The sequence below is a fragment of the Streptomyces sp. NPDC001373 genome, from assembly GCF_042895815.1.
GTDB lineage: Bacteria > Actinomycetota > Actinomycetes > Streptomycetales > Streptomycetaceae > Streptomyces.
This window is the reverse complement of the sequence record NZ_JBIAWQ010000002.1, coordinates 385,981-406,448: the sequence shown is the minus strand read 5'-3', so window position 1 is coordinate 406,448 and position 20,468 is coordinate 385,981. Positions and strand designations below refer to the sequence as shown.

Genomic DNA, 20,468 nt, shown 5'->3' with positions numbered 1-20,468 from the left:
GTCTCATTGCGGGTGCAGTCTAACGAGCGGCCGCGATCCGACCGCCTCGTACCACATCATGAGATGGGATTATGTACGGCCGAGCCTACCGAGTTCCTGCTCCATGACCTGCCCCGCCTGCTCCACGAGGTCCTCCTCGGTGATGTCCTCGTCCGTGTCCAGCCCGTCGAGGGCCGCGAGCGGCTGGTTGAGGCGGACGTGCGAGATCAGCGACTGGAGGGCGCGCAGGGTGGCCGAGGCCGTCGGCCCCCAGTTGGTGAAGTACGAGAACTGCCACCACCACAGCGCCTCGGTGACCCGGCCCGCCTGGTGGTGGATGAGCCCGTGCCGCAGGTCGGCGACCACGTCGGCCAGGTCGTCGGAGATCCGGTGCGCGACCGGCGCCTTGCGCGGCTCGTACGGGTCGAAGACCTCGGAGTACACGTCGACGGGCTCCAGCATCACGGCGAAGCGCTCGCGCAGGACGTCCACGTCCGGCTCCGGGCCCAGGTCGGGCTCGTAGCGCTCGTCGGGCAGGACGTCCTGGTACGCGCCCAGCCGGCCGCCCGCCAGCAGCAGCTGGGACACCTCCAGGAGGAGGAAGGGAACGGCGCTGTCCGGGTCCTCGCCCTTGGCCACCTCGGTGACCGCGACGATGAAGGACTCGATCTGGTCCGCGATCGAGGCGGCGAAGTCGTCCGGATCCTGTCCCAGGGCGTGCAGCGTTGCGTCAGACATCAAGAAGTCGCCTTCCTTCAAAGGCCCGCCCGAGCGTGACCTCGTCCGCGTACTCCAGGTCTCCCCCGACGGGGAGCCCGCTGGCCAGGCGGGTGACCTTCAGGCCCATGGGCTTGATCATGCGGGCGAGGTAGGTGGCGGTCGCCTCGCCCTCCAGGTTCGGGTCGGTGGCGAGGATCAGCTCGGTCACCGTCCCGTCCGCGAGCCGCGCCAGCAGCTCGCGGATGCGCAGGTCGTCGGGGCCGACACCCTCGATCGGGCTGATCGCCCCGCCGAGGACGTGGTACTTGCCCCGGAACTCGCGGGTCCGCTCGATCGCGACGACGTCCTTCGGCTCCTCCACCACACAGATCACCGTCGCGTCGCGGCGCGGGTCGCGGCAGATGCCGCACCGCTCCTCCTGCGCCACGTTCCCGCAGACCGCGCAGAACCGGACCTTCTCCTTGACCTCCAGCAGCGCGTGCGCGAGGCGGCGGACGTCGGTGGGCTCGGCCTGCAGGATGTGGAAGGCGATCCGCTGCGCGCTCTTGGGCCCGACGCCGGGCAGCCTGCCCAGCTCGTCGATCAGGTCCTGGACCACGCCTTCGTACAACGGACTGCCTTCTTTCGGTTCTGGTGCTGTGTTCTACAGGGAACGGGGGCGGGACGGGAAGGGGCGGGCTAGAAGGGGAGGCCGGGGATGCCGCTGCCGCCGCCCAGGCCCTGGGCCAGCGGGCCCAGCTTCTGCTGCTGGAGCGCCTGGGCGTTCTCGCTGGCCGCCTGGACCGCCGCGACGACCAGGTCGGCGAGGGTCTCGGTGTCCTCCGGGTCCACGGCCTTCGGGTCGATGACCAGGGCCCGCAGGTCACCGGAACCGGTGACGGTCGCCTTCACCAGGCCGCCGCCGGCCTGGCCTTCGACCTCGGTCCGGGCCAGTTCCTCCTGGGCCGTGGCGAGGTCGCGCTGCATCTTCTGGGCCTGCTGGAGCAGCTGCTGCATGTTGGGCTGGCCACCACCGGGAATCACGGGTACTCACTCCATCTGCGCATCGGCCTGGCTGCGGCCGTCGGGAACGCTCGGTCAATCCGAGCCTACGTGCTCCCCGGGCGGCGCGCCCTACGCCGGGAGGACCAACTCTTTCGGGTGAGAGACGGGGCGTGCGCGTCCCTGATGGAGACCTCCTTGCGGGCGGAAAACCGGGGATTCGTTGTCCATCGCGTGTCATTCGAAGGTAGGAAGAGCATGCGCACCATTGCGCACACGCGCACCACGACACGTCAGTGCAGGCAGAGGGAGTGCCCGGGTGAGTCAGCCGGAGATGCAGCCCGAGGGGCCACCCCGGGATCCCGCAGAGGACGGCGACCTCACCGGGCGGCCGTTCCCCCTCGGCGACTGGGGCGAGCCCGCCGAACGGCTCGACGAGCTCTACCGGCGGGTGGAGGCCGACGCCCTGCGCACCGCCGAGTGGTACCTGTCGGACCGCGCCTGGAAGCGCCGGGGCGCGCGGACCCTGCGGGCCGGCGCGGCCCTGGGCGCCGTCACGGGCGCCGCGATGCCGCTGCTGGAGCTGACCGGGTCGGCGCCGGGCGTGGCCCCGTACGGCTACCTCTCGCTGCTGCTGGCCGCGGCCTGCCTGGCCTGCGACCGGTTCTTCGGCCTGACGTCGGGGTGGATGCGGGACGTGGCCACGGCGCAGGCGGTGCAGCGCAGGCTCCAGACGCTCCAGTTCGACTGGGCCTCGGAGAACGTGCGCGAGGTGCTGGGGCCGACGGAGGGCACGGCGAGCGAGGCCGCCGAGCGCTGTCTGACGGTGCTGCGCAGGTTCTCCGAGGACGTGGCGGAACTGGTGCGCTCCGAGACGGCCGACTGGATGGTGGAGTTCCGGGCGGGGCCGGCGCCGCTGGCCATGCAGTCCCTGGCCGCCAGCCCGGCCCGCCCGGACCCGGGTGTGCCCCCGGCCCGCTTCCCGCTCCCCCCGGGCACCCGCCCGAACATGCCCCGCCAGCGTCCTCCGGAGCAGCCCCGCTGAGGTCCGCGGAGTGCGGGGCGGGGGCCCGGGCCCGGGGGGTCAGCTGAAGATGATCATGGAGCCTTGGCCCAGGCTCCGGGTGGCCGCCGCATGCAGGCCCAGCCAGACGTGCCGCTCCCGCGCGAAGGGACTCTCGTCGTACGGGATCGGTCCCGCGGGCTCCTCCAGCGCCGTCGGGCCGCCCGGCGGCGCCGGCGCCGCGGGAGGATTGGCCGGGTCTATCCCGATCGCCGGGGCGACGAAGGCCAGCTCCCGCAGCAGCCCCTGCGCCGACCCCAGCGGGCCGCCGCCGGCCAGCAGCTCCTCGTTGGCCAGCGGCGCCGGGAAGTCCACCGGGACGTACGCCCCGGCGTGGTCGTAGTGCCAGACCAGGTGCGACTGCTGCGCGGTGGACTCGAACATCTCCAGCAGCTGCTCGTAGTCCCCGCCCAGCTCGTCGACCGGGGTCACCGGCAGCCCGCAGATCTGGAGCAGGTACGCCCGCCGCAGGAAGTGCAGGGCGTCGTAGTCGAAACCGGCCACCGGGGCCACGTCCCCGCTCAGGCCCGGCATGTAGGCGAACACGGGCACCGACGGCAGACCCGCCTCGCCCAGCGCCTTGTCGTACGCGGCGATCTCCTCCGCGAAGGGGTTGTCGGGGCTGTGGCACAGCACGTCGACAAGGGGGACCAGCCACAGGTCACAGGCCACGCGGGCTCCGATCAGTCGTTGCCGCCGATCCGGCCAGCGTAGTGCGCCGGACACGCTCCGCGAAGGGGTGCGCAGAACCCGGCGCGACGGTGCGGCGGCGGACGGGTCCCTCAGAGGGTCCCGGCCCAGGCCAGCCCGTGCTCGTTGTACCCGCGCACGATGCGGCGCACCGCCTCGGCGTCGGCCAGCGTCACCGCGTCGACCAGCTCCCCGTGCTTGTCCCAGAGCGCGTTCCCCAGCTCGGGAACCTCCTGGAGGTGCGGCACGGAGAAGACCCAGCACTGCACGCGGATCCGGTGCAGGAACTCGGTGATGTAGGTGTTGCCGACCAGCCCGCTGAGCTCCCGCCAGAACCGCAGGTCGTAGCCGATCAGCACTTCGAGCGAACCGCTGCGCGCCGCCCGCCGCGCCTCCTCCGCGCGGCGGCGCACCGACACCAGCCGTTCGGCGGAACCGGGCGCCGTCCCGCACTCGACGAGTCGGCGGAAGATCCCGTCGAGTATCAGCATCCGGGCCTCGATCATGCCCCGGAAGTCGTCGACCGTGTAGATCCGGACCCGGAAGCCCCGGTGCTGCACCGACTCCAGCAGGCCCTGCGCCGCGAGGTCGACCAGCGCCTCGCGCACCGGGGTCGCGGAGACCTCGTACTGCTCGGCGATCTGCCTGACCGTGAACTCGGTGCCCGGGGGCAGACGGCCCGCGAGCACCTCGTCGCGCAGCGCGTCCGCGATCTGCTGTCGCAGGGTGCTGCGGGTGACACCACCGCTGCCTGGCATAGGGGTCCGTCTCCTCGGTAGAACTTCGGACACCTTAGGCCAGGCAGCGCGGCCGAAACCGATCGGTTCCCCGCCGTTGTCCGGAGGTACCGACCGCTATGCGGATGATCAGCCTCCCGCGGTGTGCCGGTCGGCGACCGTCAGGGCCTCGTCCAGGAGGGCCAGGCCCTCCTTGGCCTCGGCTTCCGTGACGGTGCACGGCGGGACGACGTGCGTCCGGTTCATGTTGACGAACGGCCACAGACCGGACGCCTTGCAGGCCGACGCCAACTCGGCCATGGGCGCGTTGTCGGCACCGGAGGCGTTGTACGGCACGAGCGGCTCACGCGTCTCCTTGTCCCGTACGAGCTCCACCGCCCAGAAGGTGCCGAGCCCGCGGACCTCGCCGACCGACGGGTGCCGCTCGGCGATCTCGGCGAGCCCGGGGCCGATCACCTCGGCGCCGATGCGGGCGGCGTTCTCGACGATGCCCTCCTCGGCCATCGTGTTGATCGTCGCGACGGCGGCGGCGCAGGCCAGCGGGTGGCCGGAGTAGGTCAGTCCGCCCGGGTAGGGGCGGGTGGCGAAGGTCTCGGCGATGGCGCCGGAGATGGCGACGCCGCCGAGGGGCACGTAGCCGCTGTTCACGCCCTTGGCGAAGGTGATCAGGTCCGGGGTGACGTCCCAGTGCTCGGCGGCGAACCACCTGCCGGTGCGTCCGAAGCCGGACATGACCTCGTCGAGGATGAAGACGATGCCGTAGCGGTCGCAGAGCTCGCGCACGCCGGCCAGGTAGCCGGGCGGCGGGGTCATGATGCCGGCGGTGCCGGGCACCGACTCCAGGATGACCGCCGCGACGGACTGCGGGCCCTCGAAGGCGAGGGTGTCGGCGAGGTGCGCGAGGGCGCGCTCGCACTCCTCGGCCTCGGTGGTGGCGTGGAAGGGCGAGCGGTAGAGGAACGGGCCCCAGAAGTGCACGACGCCGGCGGAGGCGGTGTCCGAGGGCCAGCGGCGCGGGTCGCCGGTCAGGTTGATCGCGGCGGCGGTGGCGCCGTGGTACGAGCGGTAGGCGGACAGCACCTTGTGGCGGCCGGTGTGCAGCCGGGCCATGCGGACGGCGTTCTCCACGGCCTCGGCGCCGCCGTTGGTGAAGAAGATCCTGTCGAGGTCCCCGGGGGTGCGCTCGGCGATGAGGCGTGCGGCCTCGGAGCGGACGTCCACGGCGAACCCGGGCGCCAGGGTGCAGAGCCGGCCGGCCTGCTCCTGGATGGCCGCGACCACCTTGGGGTGCTGGTGGCCGATGTTGGTGTTGACCAGCTGGGAGGAGAAGTCGAGGAAGCGGTTCCCGTCGTAGTCCCAGAAGTACGAGCCCTCGGCCCCGGCGACGGCCAGCGGGTCGATCAGGGCCTGGGCGGACCACGAGTGGAAGACGTGAGCGCGGTCGGCGGCCTTGACGGACGCGCCGGTGACATGAGGGGTCATGGCGCCACGCTAGAAGTGCGCAGGTGGGAAGGGATATCGGCGGACTGTATGGGGGTGGGGGGCCGCCCTCGGCAGTCTGTCTGCCCCAGACTCGATTGACAGCATGCTGTCATCATGGGAGCGTGGTGTCGTCCCCTCCATCCCTCTTTCCTCGTTTTTCGCCTTTCCTGCCGCCTTCCGCCCTCTCCCGACCTCTTCCACCGTTTTCTACCCTCTTCCACCGTCTTCCGCCCTGGAGGCGTCCCATGAGCGGTACGACCGGCACCACGGCCGCCAAGCCCGTCCACCTCGCGGTCTACGACACGTACGCGGACTGGGAGACCGGCCACACCACCGCGCACCTCACCCAGCGCGGCCACCGGATCCGCACGGTGGGCCCGCTGGCCGGGGTACCGGTCACCACCATGGGCGGCGTCCGCATCCAGCCCGACCTGCCCCTCGCCGACCTGCACCCCGAGGACTCCTCGCTGCTGATCCTGACGGGTGCGCAGCTGTGGGACGCCGGTGACGAGCTGGCCCCCTTCGCCGCCAAGGCCCGCGCGTTCCTCGCGGCCGGGGTGCCCGTCGCGGCCATCTGCGGGGCCACGGCGGGCCTCGCCCGCGAAGGCCTGCTGGACGACCGCCCGCACACCAGCGCGGCCGCCGCCTACCTCGGCGCCCAACCGGGGTACGGGGGAGCCGACCGGTACGTGGAGGCCGACGCGGTCACCGCGGGGGACCTGATCACGGCGGGCCCGACCGAGCCGGTGGCCTTCGCCCGGGAGGTCTTCGCCCGGCTGGGCGTGTACAGGCCGGAGGTGCTGGACGCGTGGTACCGGCTGTTCCACGACTCCGACGCGAGCGCCTTCCCGGTCCTGATGGCGGCGGCGGAGGCCGGCGATGCCTGACCTGGTGCCGGCGGAGCCCCTGTCCGGGCGGGAGCGGCAGGGCCTGCTCAGCCGGACCGCGCTCGGCGTCTTCCGGCTGAACGGGCAGTTCCTGGCTGTCTCCGAGGAGCTGGCCCGCCCGGCGGGGCTGACGGCCGCGTGGTGGCAGGTGCTGGGCGCGGTGCTGACGGAGCCGCTGCCCGTCGCGGGGATCGCCCGGCGGATGGGGATCACCCGGCAGAGCGTGCAGCGGGTGGCGGACCTGCTGACCGCCGAGGGGCTCGCCGAGTACGTCCCGAACCCCGCGCACCGCCGCGCGAAACTGCTCCGCCCGACCCAGGAGGGCCGGGCCGCGATCGCCCGCATCGACCCGGGCCACGCGGAACTGGCGGCCCGCCTGGCCTCCCTGCTGGGCGAGACGGCCTTCGCGGAGACCGCCGCGGCGCTGGAACGCCTGTCGGAGGCCCTGGCGACACTCACCGCCTCCGGCCCCGGCGACGGCTGAGGCGCATCGAATGTGTCGAAGTCAATAAGCCTGCGGGCAGAGCTTGTTGGGCACGAGCACCCCACCGCACACTGCGGCACATGGAGCCGTCGAGGGTAGTGGCACGACTGTGGGAGCGAATCGGGGCACGCGACTGGAACGGCGTGGCCGCACTCGTCGCCGAGGACGCGGTCATCGAATGGCCGGTCAGCGGGGAGCGCATCGTGGGCCGGGCGAACTTCGTCTCCGTGCTCAGCGACGAGGGCCCCGCCGCCGGCGAACGGTCCGTCGGCACGGTGGAAGTCCTGCGCATCCTCGCGGACGAGGACCTCGTCGTCACCGAGGTGGAGATACCCGAGGACCACGTCCTGTACCGGGCCGTCTCCCTGTGGACGGTACGCGACGGGGAGGTCGTCGCCGCCCGGGAGTACTGGACCAGCCCTGGACAGGACCCCGCGCCCCGCTGGAGGGCGGGCTACGTCGAGCTCCTGTCGGCCGACCGGGTGGCAGACTGAGCCGCGTGCTCACGCAACTCGCGGCGGCGACCGGCGTCCTGGCCCTGCTGACCCTCGTACCAGGGCCCGACATGGCCCTCGTGACCCGGCGGGCCGTCACCCGGGGGCGGGCCGACGGGCTGCGCACCGTCGGCGGGGTCGCCGCCGGACTGCTGCTCTGGGGCGCCCTCACCGTGGCCGGGCTCGCGGCGCTGCTCGCCGCCTCGGCGGAGGTGTACCTGGTGGTCAAGCTGGCGGGGGCGGCGTACCTGTGCTTCCTCGGCGTCCAGTCGCTGCGCCGGCCGGGGACGGGCACGCAGGCCCCGGCGGAGGGGGACGCGGGTGGTAGCGGGGGCCCGGGCCGGCCCGACCGGGGCGGCGCGTGGCGGACCGGGCTGGTCGGCAACGCCCTCAACCCGAAGATCGCCGTGTTCTACACGGGGCTGCTCCCCACCCTGGCGCCGCCGGGCCTGGGCCCGACGGCGGGGATGGCCCTGCTCGTGCTGGTCCACGTGCTGCTGACCCTGGCCTGGCTGGGCACGTACGTCTACGTGCTCTCGCGCGCCCGGCGCTTCTTCGCCCGGCCTCGGGTCCGCCGGACGATGGACCGGGTGACGGGCGTGGTCCTGATCGGCTTCGGGGTGCGGGTGGCGGCTTCGGCGCCGTAGCCGCCACGTGGCTGCGGGCAGGGCCCCTGGTCAGGCGACGAGGCGGTCCAGTTCCTCCGTGATGGCGGCCCGCATCGCGTCGTGGCGGGGCGCCAGGGCGTGGCGCCCGCCGCGCCAGTACTCCTCGTCCGTGTAGCGCCAGACCGGCATCCGGACGAGGTCGGCGGGCTCCCAGTCGTAGCGGGGCCAGATGTGCGCGTGCAGGTACGGGTCGGTGTTGCCGAGGATCTCGATGTTCACGCGGCGGAAGGCCGGGTCGAGGCGCGCGCAGGCGCGTTCGACGGCCTCGGCGAACCGCTCCAGGTCGGTGAGGTACGCGCTCCGGCGGGCCGGCGGGAGGTCGGAGAGGCGCGTCACCGCCGGGTCGTCGGCCAGCAGGACGGAGTAGCCGGGGAGGAACTGCCGGTCCCCGATCGCGGCGAATCCGGCGTCGAGGCGGCGCAGGACGGTGGGGTTCAGCCCTCGGTGCGCGCTGCCGATGCGGTCGTGCCGCCAGTCGTCGTTGCTCATTCCCGGACCCTAGCCGAGCGCCCGTCCCGGCCGGCCTGTCGGCCTGTCGGCCTGCCTGCCTGCCTGCCTCGGGGCAACTGGCTCTCAGGTAGGGCATGTCATACCTGAGAGCCACCCCCGAAGCCCGCTCCGCAGCGGGACGCCGACCAGGGGTGCCGGTTCCTAACTTCGATACCGGAGCGGGCGAGTGCCCGATCGGGAACGAAGCACGGGGGGCACCGCCATGACCAGCAGTCTCGGCAGTGGGAGCGGCAACGGCGTTCGCGGGGGCGTGCGTCGTGGACGGGGCGGCCGGATCGGCCGCACGCTGCTGGCCGCGCTGGTCGCGGCGGCCGTGGTCGTCCCCGTGTCCGCCGCCGCGTCCCCCCGGGTGCCGGCGCCCGCGCCGGCGGTGCTCGCCGCGTCCGCCTCCCCGCAGGAGCGCTATGCCGCCAACCTCGCCAACCTCGCCGCCTCGGCGCGGATGGCCGAGGCGGCGGGCCGCGGCGGGCGGGCGTCGAAGCTGCGGGAGATGGCGTCGGCGGGAGCGGAAGGAGCCCGGTTCCTCGACTTCGACGGGCGGGGCAGAGGCCGGGCCGTGGAGGTGTTCGGCGATCCGGGCACCGCCGACCGGATAGCGGTGCTGGTGCCCGGTTCCGACACGACCCTGGACACCTACCGGCGCTTCCGGGACGGCGCGCTCAGCCTCCAACGGCGGCTTGCGCAGGAGCACCCGCGCTCCGCGGTGGTCGCCTGGCTCGGGTACGACACCCCGGGCACGGTCAGCACCACGGTGCTGACCGCCGACCGCGCCGACCGGGCCGCCGCCGAACTGAGTCCGTTCCTCACCCGCTTGCGGGAGCTCGCCCCGTCGGGCGCCAGGATGTCGCTGCTGTGCCACTCCTACGGCTCGGTGGTCTGCGCCCGTACGGCGACCGGCTCCGACGTGGCGGACTTGGCCCTGTTCGGCAGCCCGGGCACGGGGGCGTCCTCCGCCGCCGAACTGCCGACCCGCGCCCGGGTCTGGGCCGGCCGGGGCAGCGGCGACTGGATCGGGAACGTTCCCCATGTCCGGCTCGGCGGGATCGGGTTCGGCACCGATCCCGTGAACCCCGCCTTCGGCGCCCGGATCTTCGCCGCGGGCACCGCCGGGCACAGCGACTACCTCAAGCCCGGCACCGCCTCCCTCGACAGCCTGGCCCGCATCGTCCTCGGTTCGGAGGCCCCTCATGCGTGACGTACGCGACCGCTGGGCCGTGCTCGCGGAGCGCGTCGACCGGGCGACCCCGGCCGGGAGGGACCGGTCCGTGGACGCCCTGCGGGCCCTCGCGATCCTCGGTGTGGTGCTCGGGCACTGGCTGGTCACGGCCCTGACGACCGACGACGGCACCCTGCACGGCACGAGCCCGCTGGTGCACATGCCCTGGCTGGCCCCGGTGTCCTGGGTGTTCCAGACCCTGGCCGTGTTCTTCCTGGTCGGCGGTCATGTCGCCGCTCAGGGGTACGCCTCGGCGCGGGCGCGCGGGGTCGCGTACGGGGCCTGGGTCGGGCAGCGCCTGGGACGGCTGTTCCGTCCCGTGGCGGCGGTGATCGCCCTGTGGGCGGTGGTAGCGGGCGGGCTGCTGCTGGGCGGGGCCGAGTGGGACACCGTGCGGACCCTGCTCACGCTCGTGTGGTCGCCGCTGTGGTTCCTGCTGGTGTTCTCGGCGCTCACCGCCGCTACTCCGCTGGTGGTCCGGCTCAGCCCCGTGTGGCCGCTGGCCGTGGTGGCGGGGGTCGACGCCTGGCGGTTCGGCTTCGGCGGCCCGCAGTGGGCCGGCTGGGTCAATGTCGCCGCCGGCTGGCTCGTCCCCTACACCCTGGGGGCCGCCTGGGCCCGGGGCGCGTTCGCCCGGCGTCGTGGGGCCCTGTTCCTGCTGGGCGGTGGGGCCGCCGCCACCACCGCTCTGGTCCTCTGGGGCGGGTACCCGGCGTCCATGGTGGGGGTGCCCGGGGCGGCGATATCGAACCTGAACCCGCCGACGCTGGCCGCCGCCGCCTTCGGCCTGGCCCAGTGCGGGCTGGCCCTGCTGGTGCGCGAGCCGCTGGCCCGGGTGATGCGCCGGCCGCGGACCTGGGCGAAGGTGGCCCTGCTGAACCTGTCGGCGATGACCGTGTTCCTCTGGCACCAGACCTCGATGATGGCCGTCACCGCCCTCGGGCTGCTGGTCTCCACGGATCTGCCCGGGCTGCACACGGTGCCCGGCTCGGCGGGCTGGATCGCCGTCCGGCTGCTGTGGCTGCCGGTGTTCGCGGCCGCCCTGGGCGTCTGCTGGGCCGCGTTCCGGGTTCACGAGCGGCCCCGGCCCCGGCCCCGGGCCGCCGGCCGCGCCGCCGCTGCGGAAGCCGCCAGCCCCGGCGGTGGCCGCCGCCCGGCACCGGACCCGGTGATCACCCGTGCCTAGGCTGGGCGTCGTGAAGGAGCAGAGCGGTCCCCCGGTCCCGTCCCCATCCCTGTCCCCCGTCCGGGACGGAAGCACCCTGCATGGGGTGGGCCGGCAGTTGTTCACCCTCGGGCGGGACCCGCTGCCCCCGATGAAGCGGCCCCGCTGGCTGGCCCGGCTGCCGCACGCCCTGGTCTGCTACACGGCCTTGTTCTTCGGGTTCATGACGTCCGCTCAGCTCCAGGACCTCTACGACGTGCACGATCCGAGCATCGTCGTCCTGTCCCTGTTCACCGGCTTCTCCGTCGTGGCGGCGATGTTCCGGCCGGTCGCCGCCTGGTGGCTCGGGCTGGTGACGGCCGGGTTCATCGCCTGGACCGTCCACGGCAGCGCCGGGCCGGAGCAGACCTGGCCCTGGACCCCGATCGGGCCCTTCGCCTTCGCGCCGCTGGTGCTGCTGGTGGCCCTGCGGGTGCCGCCGCGGGTGACGGCTGCGGTCATCGGCGTCTCCGCCGCGTACACCGGCGCGGCCGAGGTGCTCTTCAAGCCGGAGCACAGCCAGAGCAGCACGATCGGCGCGCTCCTCGTCTTCGGCTTCGCCGGGCTCCTCGGGTACGCCCTGCGGGCGACGCGGCTGGCCCGCAGCCAGCTCGTCGTGCAGGAGACCCTGACCGAGGAGGAGCGGGCCCGGCGGACCCTCCTGGAGGAGCGCAGCCGCATCGCCCGCGAACTGCACGACGTGGTCGCCCACCACATGTCGGTGATCTCCATCCAGGCGCAGGTCGCCCCGCACCTGGTGGAGAACCCGTCCGAGGAGCTGAAGGAGAACCTGGCGGGCATACGGGAGAACGCCCTGGAAGCCCTGACGGAGCTGCGCCGGGTGCTGGGCGTGCTGCGGTCCGAACAGCCCGACGACCCGGCCGGCCCGCACCACCCGCAGCCCACCCTCGCCGAGCTGGACGGGCTCGTGGACAACGTCCGCGGCGCCGGGCTGGAGGTCACCACCGAGGTGGCCGGCATATGCCGGGCGCTGACCCCGGGCGTCGAGCTGACGGCGTACCGGATCGTGCAGGAGGCGCTGAGCAACTGCCTGCGGCACGCGCCCGGTTCCCGGGTGGAGGTCGGGATCGCGTACGGGCCGCGCGAACTGCACCTGTGCGTCGCGAACTCGGCCCCGACGCGGCAGGCCCCGCCCTCGCCGGGAGCCGGGCACGGGCTGCTCGGGATGCGGGAGCGGGCGGGCATGCTGGGGGGTGAACTGGCCGCCGGGCCGCGCCCCGACGGCGGGTACGAGGTGAGCGCCGTCCTTCCCATGGACCCGCCCGGCGGGTCCTCCTACGAGACGAAGAAGGACGTATGAGCACTCCGATCAGGGTGATGATCGCCGACGACCAGATGATGGTCCGGCAGGGCTTCACCGTGCTCCTGAACGCCCAGCCGGACATCGATGTGGTCGGCCAGGCCGTCGACGGCGCGGACGCCGTGGCGAAGGCCGCCGAATTCGGACCGGACGTCGTCCTGATGGACATCCGCATGCCGGGGATGGGCGGCATCGAGGCCACCTCGATCATCACGGGCGCGCCGGACTGCGCCGTCAAGGTGCTCGTGCTGACCACCTTCGACCTGGACGAGTACGTGTACGAGGCGCTGCGCGCGGGTGCCTCCGGGTTCCTCCTCAAGGACGCGTCGGCCGAGCAGCTGGCCGAGGCGGTACGGGTGGTGGCGGCCGGCGAGGCCCTGCTGTCGCCGAACATCACGAAGCGGCTGATCACCGAGTTCTCGCGGCTGGGCGCTCCGCGGGGGCCGTCCAGGGCGCGGATCCAGGACCTGACGGAGCGGGAGACGGAGGTGCTGTCGCTGATCGCCCAGGGGCTGTCCAACGCGGAGATCGCAGGGCACCTGGTGCTCGCCGAGCAGACGGTGAAGACGCATGTGGGCCGCATCCTGGTGAAACTGGGCCTGAGGGACCGCACGCAGGCGGCGGTGTTCGCGTACGAGACGGGTCTGGTCCGTCCGGCGGGCTACTGACGGGCCGGCGTAGTACCTGAGGGGGACCCCGGGAAATCCCCTTCGGCGGCGACGCGGACCAGCCGGGCCCCGGCCTACGGTGAGGACATGACCCAGACGACCACCGGGGCGACCCCCCGGCCTCCCGAACTGCGGCTGGCTTCGGGCTTGATCCGGAGCCTGCGGGAAGACCTCCTGACGGACGCCTTCGCCTACCGGCCCCTGCCCCCCATGCGGACGGACGGGCGGCTGCCCCGGCTGCTGCCGCGGCGGATGCGTCCGAGGGCGGCCTACCTGCCGCACGCGGCGGTGGGGGCGGCGGCGCTGTTCGTGTTCCTGCTGGGGAACACCGAGCACTTCGACAGGATGCCTCCGGTCCAGTCCCTGGTGATCGGGGTGCTGGCGGCGGCGCCGGTGCTGATGACGCTGGTGCGGCCCGTAGGGGCGTTCTGGGCGGCCCTGGCCGTGACCGCGGTACTCTCCGTCCTCCAGGACCGGATCATGGTCTGGCCGTGGTCGCCGGCCACGTTCACCGGTCATCTCGCCGTGATGACCTTCGTGGCGCTGCGGACCCGGCCCCGGGTCGCCGGGTGGATGTGGGTCGTCACGCTGCTGTTCGGGACGGTCCTGCCGGTCCTCGCCGGCTCGGGGGACTCGGTGCAGCCGGCGCCCATGGCGGTCATCTCGGCGGTGGCGCTCCTGGCGGTCACGGTCCGCAACACCCGGCGGGAGGCGAAGCAGGAGGTCACCGCGCAGCAGGAGGTGACGGCCGTCGAGCGCGACCGGCGGACCCTGCTGGAGGAGCGGACGACCATCGCCCGCGAGCTGCACGACGTGGTCGCCCACCACATGTCGGTGGTGGCGATCCAGGCGGAGGCGGCCCCGTACCGGGTGAAGAACCCGCCGCCGGAGCTGGAGGCGGCCTTCGCCACCATCCGGGAGAACGCGGTGGCGGCGCTGACGGAGCTGCGCCGGGTGCTGGGCGTGGTCCGGTCCGCGGACTACGAGGCCCCCGAGGCGCCGCAGCCGACGCTGGCCTCCCTGGACGGGCTGCTGGCCAATGTGCGGGAAGCCGGGCTGAGCGTGGAGAAGACGGTCACGGGTGCGGTGCGCGAGCTGCCGCAGGGGGTGGAGCTGTCGGCGTACCGGATCGTCCAGGAGGCCCTGAGCAACAGCCTGCGGCACGCCCCGGGCGCGGTGGCCGGGGTGGAGATCTCCTACGTGCTGGGCGGATTGGGGATACGGGTCGTCAACGGGCCGGCGGTCGGGGACGTCCGGCCCTCGCCGGGCGCCGGGCACGGGATCACGGGCATGCGGGAGCGGGTGGCGATGCTGGAGGGGGAGATGACGGCCGGGGAGAGCTCCGGCGGCGGGTACGAGGTGGCGGTGTTCCTGCCGGTGCGCAGCCGGCCGCGGCCCGAGGAGGCTCCGGTATGACGATCCGGGTGCTGATCGTCGACGACCAGATGATGGTCCGCGAGGGCTTCTCCGTCCTGTTGAACGCGATGGAGGGCATCGAGGTCGTCGGCGAGGCGGTCGACGGCCGACAGGCCATCGCCCAGGTGGCGGCGCTGCGGCCGGACGTGGTGCTGATGGACATCCGGATGCCGGAGATGAACGGCCTGGAGGCGACACGGCACCTCGTGGCGGCCGACACGGACGCGAAGGTGCTGGTCCTGACGACCTTCGACCTCGACGAGTACGTGTACCAGGCGCTGCGGGCGGGGGCGTCGGGGTTCCTGCTGAAGGACGCGTCTGCCCGGCAGCTGGCGGAGGGCGTGCGGGTGGTGGCGGCCGGGGAGGCGCTGCTGGCCCCTTCGGTGACGAAGCGGCTGATCACGGAGTTCTCGAAGCTCTCGGACGTGCGGCGGGCCCCGGATCCGGCGGGGGTGGGGGAGTTGACGGAGCGGGAGACGGAGGTGCTGGTGCTGATCGCGCAGGGGCTGTCCAACGCGGAGATCGCCGACCGGCTGCTGGTCGCGGAGTCCACGATCAAGACGCATGTGAGCCGCATCCTGGTGAAGCTGGGGCTGCGGGACCGCACGCAGGCGGCGGTGTACGCCTACGAGACACGGCTGGTGACACCGGCTTAGGCTGCGGGGATGGGTTTTGATCCGTGGGACGCCGCTTTCGTCGCCGATCCGTACCCCGCCTACCGGGAGTTGCGCGAGCGGGGACGGGTCGAGTGGTCGGAGGCGACCGGGCAGTGGCTGGTGTCGCACCACGCCGATGTGAGCGCGCTGCTGCGGGACCGCCGGCTGGGGCGGACGTACCTGCACCGGTTCGGCCACGAGGAGTTCGGGCGTGAGGCGCCGCCGCCGGAGCACGAGCCCTTCCACGTGCTCAACGGCAACGGCCTGCTGGACCTGGAGGATCCCGCGCACGGGCGGGTGCGGCGGCTGGTGTCGAAGGCGTTCACCCCGCGCACTGTCGAGCGGCTCGCGCCCGCCGTGGACCGGATGGCGCGGGAGCTGGCGGCCGGGCTGCTCGCCGACGGGGGCGGGGACCTGTTGACGGCCGTCGCCGAGCCCCTGCCGGTGGCGGTGATCGCGGAGCTGCTCGGCATCCCCGAGTCGGACCGGGGCCTGCTGCGGCCCTGGTCGGCGGACATCTGCGGGATGTTCGAGCTCCGGCCGGACCCGGAGACCGCGCGGCGGGCGGTGAGGGCCAGTGTGGAGTTCAGCGCCTATCTGCGAGATCTGATCGCCGAGCGGCGCCGGCGCCCCGGCACGGATTTGATCTCCGCGCTGATCACCGCCCACGATGAGGGGGGCCGGCTCAGCGAGCAGGAGATGATCTCCACCTGCGTCCTCCTGCTGAACGCCGGGCACGAGGCGACGGTCAACACCACCGTCAACGGCTGGTGGGCCCTCTTCCGCAACCCCGGGCAGCTCGCCGGGCTGCGCGCGCTCCCGGGGCCCCCCGGTCCGGAAAAGTTGTCCACAGCTGTGGATGAACTCCTCCGCTACGACACGCCGCTCCAGATGTTCGAACGCTGGGTGCTCGACGACATCGAGGTCGGGGACGCCGTCATCCCGCGCGGGGCGGAGATCGCCCTGCTCTTCGGGTCCGCGAACCGGGACCCCGCTCGCTTCGAGGACCCGGACGTGCTGGACCTCGGGCGGGCCGACAACCCGCACCTGACCTTCGGGGCCGGGATCCATTACTGCCTGGGCGCCCCGCTGGCCCGCCTGGAGCTGGCCTCCTCCTTCGGGGCCCTGCTGGACGAGAAGGTCCCGCCGATGCGGCTCGTGAGGGAGCCGCAGTGGCAGGACGGCTACGTCATCCGGGGCCTGCGGGAGCTGCTGGTCGAGTTCTAGCGGGCCTACGCCGTCAGGTCCCGGCGGCGCAGGGCCGCCAGACCGGCCGCCGTCAGGGCCGCGGCCAGGGCGGTGAGCACCAGCGACGGGGCCGGGTCCCAGGCACCGGGGCCGGGCAGCTTCGGCAGGTGGGCGAAGGGCGAGAGGTCCATGACCGCCTGCGGCAGCCCGAGGGCCGGCCCGAGCCAGCCGAGGGCCAGCGCTGCCCCGGCAACCGCCCACGCGGCGACGGCGTACCGGGGGGCCGCCCCGTACAGCAGGACCGCGAGCGCCCCGACCGCCCACACCGCCGGGAGCTGCGCCAGGCAGGCGCCGACGGTCGCGGCCAGGTCCCCGCCACCCCCGCCGTGCCCGAGTCCCAGGCCGATCCCCGCCAGCAGCAGGATCAGCGCCGAGCCCCCGAAGGCGACCGCAAGGTGTCCGCCGGCCCAGCGCAGCCGGCCGACGGCGTTGGCGAGCAGCGGCTCGGCCCGCTGCGAGGTCTCCTCCCCGTGAAGCCGCAGCACGCAGGAGACGGCGAACAGCGCCGCGGCCATGCCCAGCAGCCCGGCCATCGCCGCCAGGAAGGCGTCGGTCAGCCCGCTCTGCCCGCCCATCCGTTCGATGATCCGGCGGGTCCGCTCGTTGTCGCCGACCACCTCGGCGGCGCCCTCCGCCATCCCCCCGAAGACCAGACCGGCGATCAGGAAGCCCGCGCTCCAGCCGAGTACGGTGCCCCGCTGGAGCCGCCGGGCCAGTGCCCCCGCCGATCCGAGCCGCCCCTCGGCCGGACCCGGCCGGTCGGGCAGCATCCCCGCGCCCAGGTCGCGGCGGCCCGCCAGCGCGTGGGCCCCGCCCGTCAGCGCCGCCGCACCGGCGGCGAACAGGCCGAGCACCCACCAGCGTTCGCCCGCGAAGGCCCGTACGTTCTCCAGCCAGCCCAGTGGCGAGGCCCAGGTCAGGGCCGAACCCCCGCCCGGGGTGCCGGCGTCGCCCGCCGCCCTCAGCACGAACGCGGCCCCCAGCGCGCCCGCTGTCAGCCCCTTCGCGGCGCGGGCGCTGCCGGTCAGCTGGGCGGCGACGGCCGCCGCCCCCGCGAAGAGCATGCCCGTCCCGGCGATGCCCAGCCCGAGGGCGAGGGCCCCGGACGCCCCCTGCCCCGCGAGGCCGCCCGCGACGAGCACGGCCACGGCCGCGTCGGCGGCGAACGCGGCGAGCAGGGCCGCCGTCAGCGGGGCCCGCCGCCCCACCGCTCCGGCCCCGAGGAGCTCCTGACGTCCCGTCTCCTCCTCCTCGCGGGTGTGCCGGACGACGACGATCAGGCTCATCACGGCGGCGAGCACCGCCCCGAACACCCCCGCCCGCCAGGCGGTGAGGGCGCCGAGGGAGTCACCGGACACCGGCCCGTACAGGGCCCGCATCGACCCGTTGGCGTTCATCGAGGCGGCGACGGAGGCCCGTTCGGCGGCGGTGGCGTACACGCTGCCGAGCGTGCGGGGCATGCTCACCACCAGCAGCCCGGTGACCAGCACCCAGACCGGCACCGTCACCCGGTCCCGGCGCGCCGCCAGCCGCAGCAGGGTCCCTGTGCCGGCGAACCGCCCGGTCATCGCCCCTCCACCGCCTCCGGCGCGTAGTGGCGCAGGAAGAGCTCCTCCAGGGTGGGCGGGGTCGCGGTCAGCGACCGCACGCCCGAGGCGGTGAGGGCGCGCAGCACGGCGTCCAGCCGGTCGGTGTCGGCCTGGAGGCTGACGCGCGCTCCACGCACCTCCACGTCGTGGACGCCGGGCAGCTGCGCGATGCCGTCCGGCGGGCCGGCGAGCTCGGCGGTGATGGACGTACGGGTGAGGTGGCGCAGCTCGGCAAGGGTGCCGCTCTCCACGGTGCGGCCGGCGCGGACGATGCTGACCCGGTCGCAGAGCGCCTCGACCTCGCTGAGCAGGTGCGAGCTGAGCAGTACGGTGCGGCCCGCGTCGCGTGCCTCGGCGACGCAGCCCTGGAAGACCTCCTCCATCAGCGGGTCGAGGCCGGAAGTGGGCTCGTCCAGGACGAGGAGCTCCGCGTCGGAGGCGAAGGCGGCGACCAGGGCGACCTTCTGGCGGTTGCCCTTGGAGTAGGTACGGCCCTTGCGGGTCGGGTCGAGTTCGAACCGCTCCACCAGCTCGGCCCGCCGCACCGGGTCGAGGCCGCCGCGCAGACGCCCGCAGAGGTCGATGACCTCGCCGCCGGTGAGCTCCCGCCAGAGGGTCACGTCGCCGGGGACGTACGCGATGCGGCGGTGGAGTGCGACGGCGTCGGCCCAGGGGTCGCCGCCGAGCAGGGTGACGGTCCCGGCGTCGGCGCGCAGCAGGCCGAGCAGGATCCGGAGGGTGGTGGACTTGCCGGCGCCGTTGGGGCCGAGGAAGCCGTGCACCTCGCCGGTGGCGACCTCCAGGTCGAGCCCGTCCAGGGCGCGGGTGCGGCCGAACGCCTTGTGGAGTCCGGTGACGCCGATGGCCTTCGTCATGACTCCGAAGCTACGCTTCTTTCACAAACTTGTGAAGTTGGCGAATCGCGTAAACTTCGGAGGGTGACGAGGGACGACACACGGAACGAGCACCGGGACGACGCGCGGCGCGACGTGGACGACGTACGCGACGTACGCGACGTACGCGACGTCGGGGAACGGGACAGGGAAGCGGTCTCCCGCTTCGTCGAGCGGTTCGCCGCGCAGCTCACCGAGGCGGGCATGCAGCGCATGGCCGCCCGGGTCTTCTCCTGCCTGCTCGCGAGCGACGGCGGCGCGATGACGTCGGCGGAGCTGGGCGCCGCCCTGCGGATCAGCCCGGCGGCGGTATCGGGCGCCGTCGCCTACCTGGCGCAGGTCAACATGGTCAGCCGGGAGCGCGAGCCGGGCTCCCGCCGGGACCGCTACGTGCTGCACAACGAGCTCTGGTACGAGACCTTCACCCGCCGGGACCAGGCCCTCACTCGCTTCGAGCAGACCCTGCGCGAGGGCGCGGCCGACCTGGGCACGGACACCCCGGCGGGCGCGCGGGTCGCGGAGACGGCGGCGTTCTTCGAGTTCCTCCAGCACGAGATGCACGGGCTGATGGACCGCTGGCGCACCCACCGGGCCGGCCTCGGCCTGCCGTAGCCGTCCGGCGGCAGGCCTGCGGCAGGCCGGTGGGGTCGGGGCGGGTACCTCGCGCCGCCCCGCGGCACCCCGCAGCCGCGTCCGTCAGCTCCTCGGCAGGGTCAGGGACCAGGCCCCGGGGCGGCGAGTCCAGGTACGGCGGCGGACCGGGGGCCCCGGCTGGGCGTGGTCGGCGCGGTAGCGGAACGCCGAGCCGGTGCCCGTGACGGACACCGTCACCGCCTCCCCGGCCGCCGCCAGCGGCGCCCCGCCCGGGAACCGGACCACCACCCGCGCGGGCCCGCCGTCCTCCCGCGTCCGCACGGCCACCTCCTCCACCGGGCGGTCCTCCTCCACCAGCACCGCCCCGTCGACCTCCACCCGCAGCGACTGCACCGGCCGGCCCGCGCCCCGGGCCGCCGCCGGAGCCGGAGCCGGAGCCGGAGCCGGAGCCGGAGCCGGCAGCAGCGTCCGCAGCAGCGACCGGTACCCGCCGGGCCCCCGTACGGACGGCGCAGGCTGCGCGGCGATCCTCAGCCCGCCCAGCACCACCCCGCCGCAGTCGTCCACCAGCAGGTCCCGCGGCCGCGTCACCCCGTCCAGAGCCGCCCGCGCCGCGAACACCGCCGAGAGCGGCACCCCCAGCGAACGGGCCAGCGCCAGCGACCCGGCCGGCCCCACGGGCACCAGGGAGACCGCGCCGTACGCCGGCTCCCGGTGCAGCAGCCCCACGGCCCGCACCAGCGCCCCGTCGTCACCCACCACCACGGGCCGACGATGGCCCCGGCGGGCGAGCGCCCGCGCAAATTCCTCCTGCGAGTCCGGGAGACAGATTTTCGCCGCGGCCCCCGCCGACAGCACATCCTTCGCGATGCGCACGGACTCGCCGTCAAGACGGCGGGCGACCGGGTCGACGAGCACGAGCAGGCCGCCTACCGGCGCGCCCGCATGGCTCATGGTGGGCTCTGGAG

At 73.9% G+C, this 20,468-nt stretch carries 23 protein-coding genes; 13 read left to right on the top strand and 10 right to left on the bottom strand.

Annotated elements, in window-relative coordinates; genetic code table 11:
• Nucleotides 1–69: 69 nt before the first annotated feature.
• The 3 genes from ACFY15_RS07295 to ACFY15_RS07285 form a co-directional block, all read right to left on the bottom strand.
• A complete protein-coding gene (locus tag ACFY15_RS07295) occupies nt 70–717 on the bottom strand; it encodes a DUF5063 domain-containing protein (RefSeq protein ID WP_390688154.1) in 648 nt (215 codons plus the stop codon).
• A complete protein-coding gene (recR, locus tag ACFY15_RS07290) occupies nt 710–1,309 on the bottom strand; it encodes a recombination mediator RecR (protein ID WP_042816380.1) in 600 nt (199 codons plus the stop codon). The genes ACFY15_RS07295 and recR overlap by 8 nt, the downstream gene beginning before the upstream one ends.
• 68 nt (nt 1,310–1,377) lie before the next feature.
• Nucleotides 1,378–1,722, bottom strand: coding sequence for a YbaB/EbfC family nucleoid-associated protein (locus ACFY15_RS07285; RefSeq protein ID WP_390688155.1), 345 nt, complete (start codon nt 1,720–1,722; stop codon nt 1,378–1,380).
• 277 nt (nt 1,723–1,999) lie between these two features.
• Here ACFY15_RS07285 and ACFY15_RS07280 point away from each other — a divergent pair, with 277 nt between their 5' ends.
• Entirely contained in the window at nt 2,000–2,725 is a 726-nt protein-coding gene (locus ACFY15_RS07280; protein WP_390688156.1) for an SLATT domain-containing protein, read from the top strand.
• Between the two features lie 39 nt (nt 2,726–2,764).
• Here ACFY15_RS07280 and ACFY15_RS07275 read toward each other — a convergent pair whose 3' ends face one another.
• The 3 genes from ACFY15_RS07275 to ACFY15_RS07265 all read right to left on the bottom strand — a co-directional run bounded on the left by ACFY15_RS07275 (nt 2,765) and on the right by ACFY15_RS07265 (nt 5,652).
• Nucleotides 2,765–3,415: a hypothetical protein gene (locus ACFY15_RS07275; protein ID WP_390688157.1), complete on the bottom strand. Its 651-nt coding sequence runs from the start codon at nt 3,413–3,415 to the stop codon at nt 2,765–2,767.
• 110 nt (nt 3,416–3,525) lie between these two features.
• Nucleotides 3,526–4,191, bottom strand: coding sequence for a GntR family transcriptional regulator (locus ACFY15_RS07270; RefSeq protein WP_390688158.1), 666 nt, complete (start codon nt 4,189–4,191; stop codon nt 3,526–3,528).
• Between the two features lie 108 nt (nt 4,192–4,299).
• On the bottom strand, nt 4,300–5,652 hold the full coding sequence (locus ACFY15_RS07265) for an aspartate aminotransferase family protein (protein WP_390688159.1): 1,353 nt from the start codon (nt 5,650–5,652) through the stop codon (nt 4,300–4,302).
• Nucleotides 5,653–5,897: 245 nt separating this feature from the next.
• Between ACFY15_RS07265 and ACFY15_RS07260 the strand changes: the two genes are divergently transcribed.
• From ACFY15_RS07260 to ACFY15_RS07245, 4 genes are all read left to right on the top strand, one after another.
• A complete protein-coding gene (locus ACFY15_RS07260) occupies nt 5,898–6,539 on the top strand; it encodes a DJ-1/PfpI family protein (RefSeq protein ID WP_390688160.1) in 642 nt (213 codons plus the stop codon).
• Nucleotides 6,532–7,023 (top strand): MarR family winged helix-turn-helix transcriptional regulator, encoded by a 492-nt coding sequence (locus tag ACFY15_RS07255; RefSeq protein WP_390688161.1) that lies wholly within the window; start codon nt 6,532–6,534, stop codon nt 7,021–7,023. The genes ACFY15_RS07260 and ACFY15_RS07255 overlap by 8 nt, the downstream gene beginning before the upstream one ends.
• A gap of 80 nt (nt 7,024–7,103) precedes the next feature.
• Nucleotides 7,104–7,517, top strand: a complete 414-nt coding sequence (locus ACFY15_RS07250) for a nuclear transport factor 2 family protein (RefSeq protein ID WP_390688162.1) — start codon at nt 7,104–7,106, stop codon at nt 7,515–7,517.
• Between the two features lie 5 nt (nt 7,518–7,522).
• Nucleotides 7,523–8,164, top strand: a complete 642-nt coding sequence (locus tag ACFY15_RS07245) for a LysE family translocator (protein WP_390688163.1) — start codon at nt 7,523–7,525, stop codon at nt 8,162–8,164.
• Between the two features lie 30 nt (nt 8,165–8,194).
• Here the strand turns inward: ACFY15_RS07245 and ACFY15_RS07240 are convergent, their stop codons facing one another.
• A complete protein-coding gene (locus ACFY15_RS07240) occupies nt 8,195–8,674 on the bottom strand; it encodes an HIT family protein (RefSeq protein WP_390688164.1) in 480 nt (159 codons plus the stop codon).
• A 223-nt stretch (nt 8,675–8,897) separates the two neighbouring features.
• On the opposite strand from ACFY15_RS07240, the gene ACFY15_RS07235 reads away from it, so the two are divergent.
• The 7 genes from ACFY15_RS07235 (at nt 8,898) to ACFY15_RS07205 (ending at nt 16,403) form a co-directional block, all read left to right on the top strand.
• Nucleotides 8,898–9,890, top strand: coding sequence for an alpha/beta hydrolase (locus ACFY15_RS07235; RefSeq protein ID WP_390688165.1), 993 nt, complete (start codon nt 8,898–8,900; stop codon nt 9,888–9,890).
• A complete protein-coding gene (locus ACFY15_RS07230) occupies nt 9,883–11,097 on the top strand; it encodes an acyltransferase (RefSeq protein ID WP_390688166.1) in 1,215 nt (404 codons plus the stop codon). The genes ACFY15_RS07235 and ACFY15_RS07230 overlap by 8 nt, the downstream gene beginning before the upstream one ends.
• 85 nt (nt 11,098–11,182) lie before the next feature.
• Entirely contained in the window at nt 11,183–12,436 is a 1,254-nt protein-coding gene (locus tag ACFY15_RS07225; protein WP_390688167.1) for a sensor histidine kinase, read from the top strand.
• The gene (locus tag ACFY15_RS07220; RefSeq protein WP_390688168.1) at nt 12,433–13,104 is read left to right on the top strand and encodes a response regulator; all 672 of its coding nucleotides are present in this window, start codon (nt 12,433–12,435) and stop codon (nt 13,102–13,104) included. The genes ACFY15_RS07225 and ACFY15_RS07220 overlap by 4 nt, the downstream gene beginning before the upstream one ends.
• A gap of 87 nt (nt 13,105–13,191) precedes the next feature.
• Nucleotides 13,192–14,520 (top strand): sensor histidine kinase, encoded by a 1,329-nt coding sequence (locus tag ACFY15_RS07215; RefSeq protein WP_390688169.1) that lies wholly within the window; start codon nt 13,192–13,194, stop codon nt 14,518–14,520.
• Entirely contained in the window at nt 14,517–15,176 is a 660-nt protein-coding gene (locus ACFY15_RS07210; protein WP_390688170.1) for a response regulator, read from the top strand. Before ACFY15_RS07215 ends, ACFY15_RS07210 begins: the two co-directional genes overlap by 4 nt.
• A gap of 9 nt (nt 15,177–15,185) precedes the next feature.
• Nucleotides 15,186–16,403 (top strand): cytochrome P450, encoded by a 1,218-nt coding sequence (locus ACFY15_RS07205; protein WP_390825119.1) that lies wholly within the window; start codon nt 15,186–15,188, stop codon nt 16,401–16,403.
• Between the two features lie 5 nt (nt 16,404–16,408).
• On the opposite strand, the gene ACFY15_RS07200 is transcribed toward ACFY15_RS07205, so the two are convergent.
• Nucleotides 16,409–17,992, bottom strand: coding sequence for an ABC transporter permease (locus ACFY15_RS07200; RefSeq protein ID WP_390825118.1), 1,584 nt, complete (start codon nt 17,990–17,992; stop codon nt 16,409–16,411).
• Nucleotides 17,989–18,888: an ATP-binding cassette domain-containing protein gene (locus ACFY15_RS07195; protein ID WP_390688173.1), complete on the bottom strand. Its 900-nt coding sequence runs from the start codon at nt 18,886–18,888 to the stop codon at nt 17,989–17,991. Before ACFY15_RS07195 ends, ACFY15_RS07200 begins: the two co-directional genes overlap by 4 nt.
• 114 nt (nt 18,889–19,002) lie before the next feature.
• On the opposite strand from ACFY15_RS07195, the gene ACFY15_RS07190 reads away from it, so the two are divergent.
• Nucleotides 19,003–19,518 carry a GbsR/MarR family transcriptional regulator gene (locus ACFY15_RS07190; protein WP_390825190.1) on the top strand — a complete coding sequence of 172 codons (516 nt, stop codon included), beginning with the start codon at nt 19,003–19,005 and terminating at the stop codon, nt 19,516–19,518.
• Between the two features lie 84 nt (nt 19,519–19,602).
• Here the strand turns inward: ACFY15_RS07190 and ACFY15_RS07185 are convergent, their stop codons facing one another.
• Nucleotides 19,603–20,454, bottom strand: a complete 852-nt coding sequence (locus ACFY15_RS07185) for a diacylglycerol kinase (protein ID WP_390825189.1) — start codon at nt 20,452–20,454, stop codon at nt 19,603–19,605.
• Nucleotides 20,455–20,468: the final 14 nt, after the last annotated feature.

Excerpts from the sequence above, each read along its gene's own strand:
- ACFY15_RS07255 (WP_390688161.1), top strand. The coding sequence starts at position 6,532 with ATGCCTGACCTGGTGCCGGCGGAGCCCCTGTCCGGGCGGGAGCGGCAG.
- ACFY15_RS07250 (WP_390688162.1), top strand. The coding sequence starts at position 7,104 with ATGGAGCCGTCGAGGGTAGTGGCACGACTGTGGGAGCGAATCGGGGCA.
- ACFY15_RS07220 (WP_390688168.1), top strand. The coding sequence starts at position 12,433 with ATGAGCACTCCGATCAGGGTGATGATCGCCGACGACCAGATGATGGTC.
- ACFY15_RS07230 (WP_390688166.1), top strand. The coding sequence starts at position 9,883 with ATGCGTGACGTACGCGACCGCTGGGCCGTGCTCGCGGAGCGCGTCGAC.
- ACFY15_RS07210 (WP_390688170.1), top strand. The coding sequence starts at position 14,517 with ATGACGATCCGGGTGCTGATCGTCGACGACCAGATGATGGTCCGCGAG.
- ACFY15_RS07295 (WP_390688154.1), bottom strand. The coding sequence starts at position 717 with ATGTCTGACGCAACGCTGCACGCCCTGGGACAGGATCCGGACGACTTC.
- ACFY15_RS07260 (WP_390688160.1), top strand. The coding sequence starts at position 5,898 with ATGAGCGGTACGACCGGCACCACGGCCGCCAAGCCCGTCCACCTCGCG.
- ACFY15_RS07270 (WP_390688158.1), bottom strand. The coding sequence starts at position 4,191 with ATGCCAGGCAGCGGTGGTGTCACCCGCAGCACCCTGCGACAGCAGATC.
- ACFY15_RS07195 (WP_390688173.1), bottom strand. The coding sequence starts at position 18,888 with ATGACGAAGGCCATCGGCGTCACCGGACTCCACAAGGCGTTCGGCCGC.
- ACFY15_RS07200 (WP_390825118.1), bottom strand. The coding sequence starts at position 17,992 with ATGACCGGGCGGTTCGCCGGCACAGGGACCCTGCTGCGGCTGGCGGCG.
- ACFY15_RS07240 (WP_390688164.1), bottom strand. The coding sequence starts at position 8,674 with ATGAGCAACGACGACTGGCGGCACGACCGCATCGGCAGCGCGCACCGA.
- ACFY15_RS07185 (WP_390825189.1), bottom strand. The coding sequence starts at position 20,454 with ATGAGCCATGCGGGCGCGCCGGTAGGCGGCCTGCTCGTGCTCGTCGAC.
- ACFY15_RS07205 (WP_390825119.1), top strand. The coding sequence starts at position 15,186 with ATGGGTTTTGATCCGTGGGACGCCGCTTTCGTCGCCGATCCGTACCCC.
- ACFY15_RS07215 (WP_390688169.1), top strand. The coding sequence starts at position 13,192 with ATGACCCAGACGACCACCGGGGCGACCCCCCGGCCTCCCGAACTGCGG.
- ACFY15_RS07235 (WP_390688165.1), top strand. The coding sequence starts at position 8,898 with ATGACCAGCAGTCTCGGCAGTGGGAGCGGCAACGGCGTTCGCGGGGGC.
- ACFY15_RS07265 (WP_390688159.1), bottom strand. The coding sequence starts at position 5,652 with ATGACCCCTCATGTCACCGGCGCGTCCGTCAAGGCCGCCGACCGCGCT.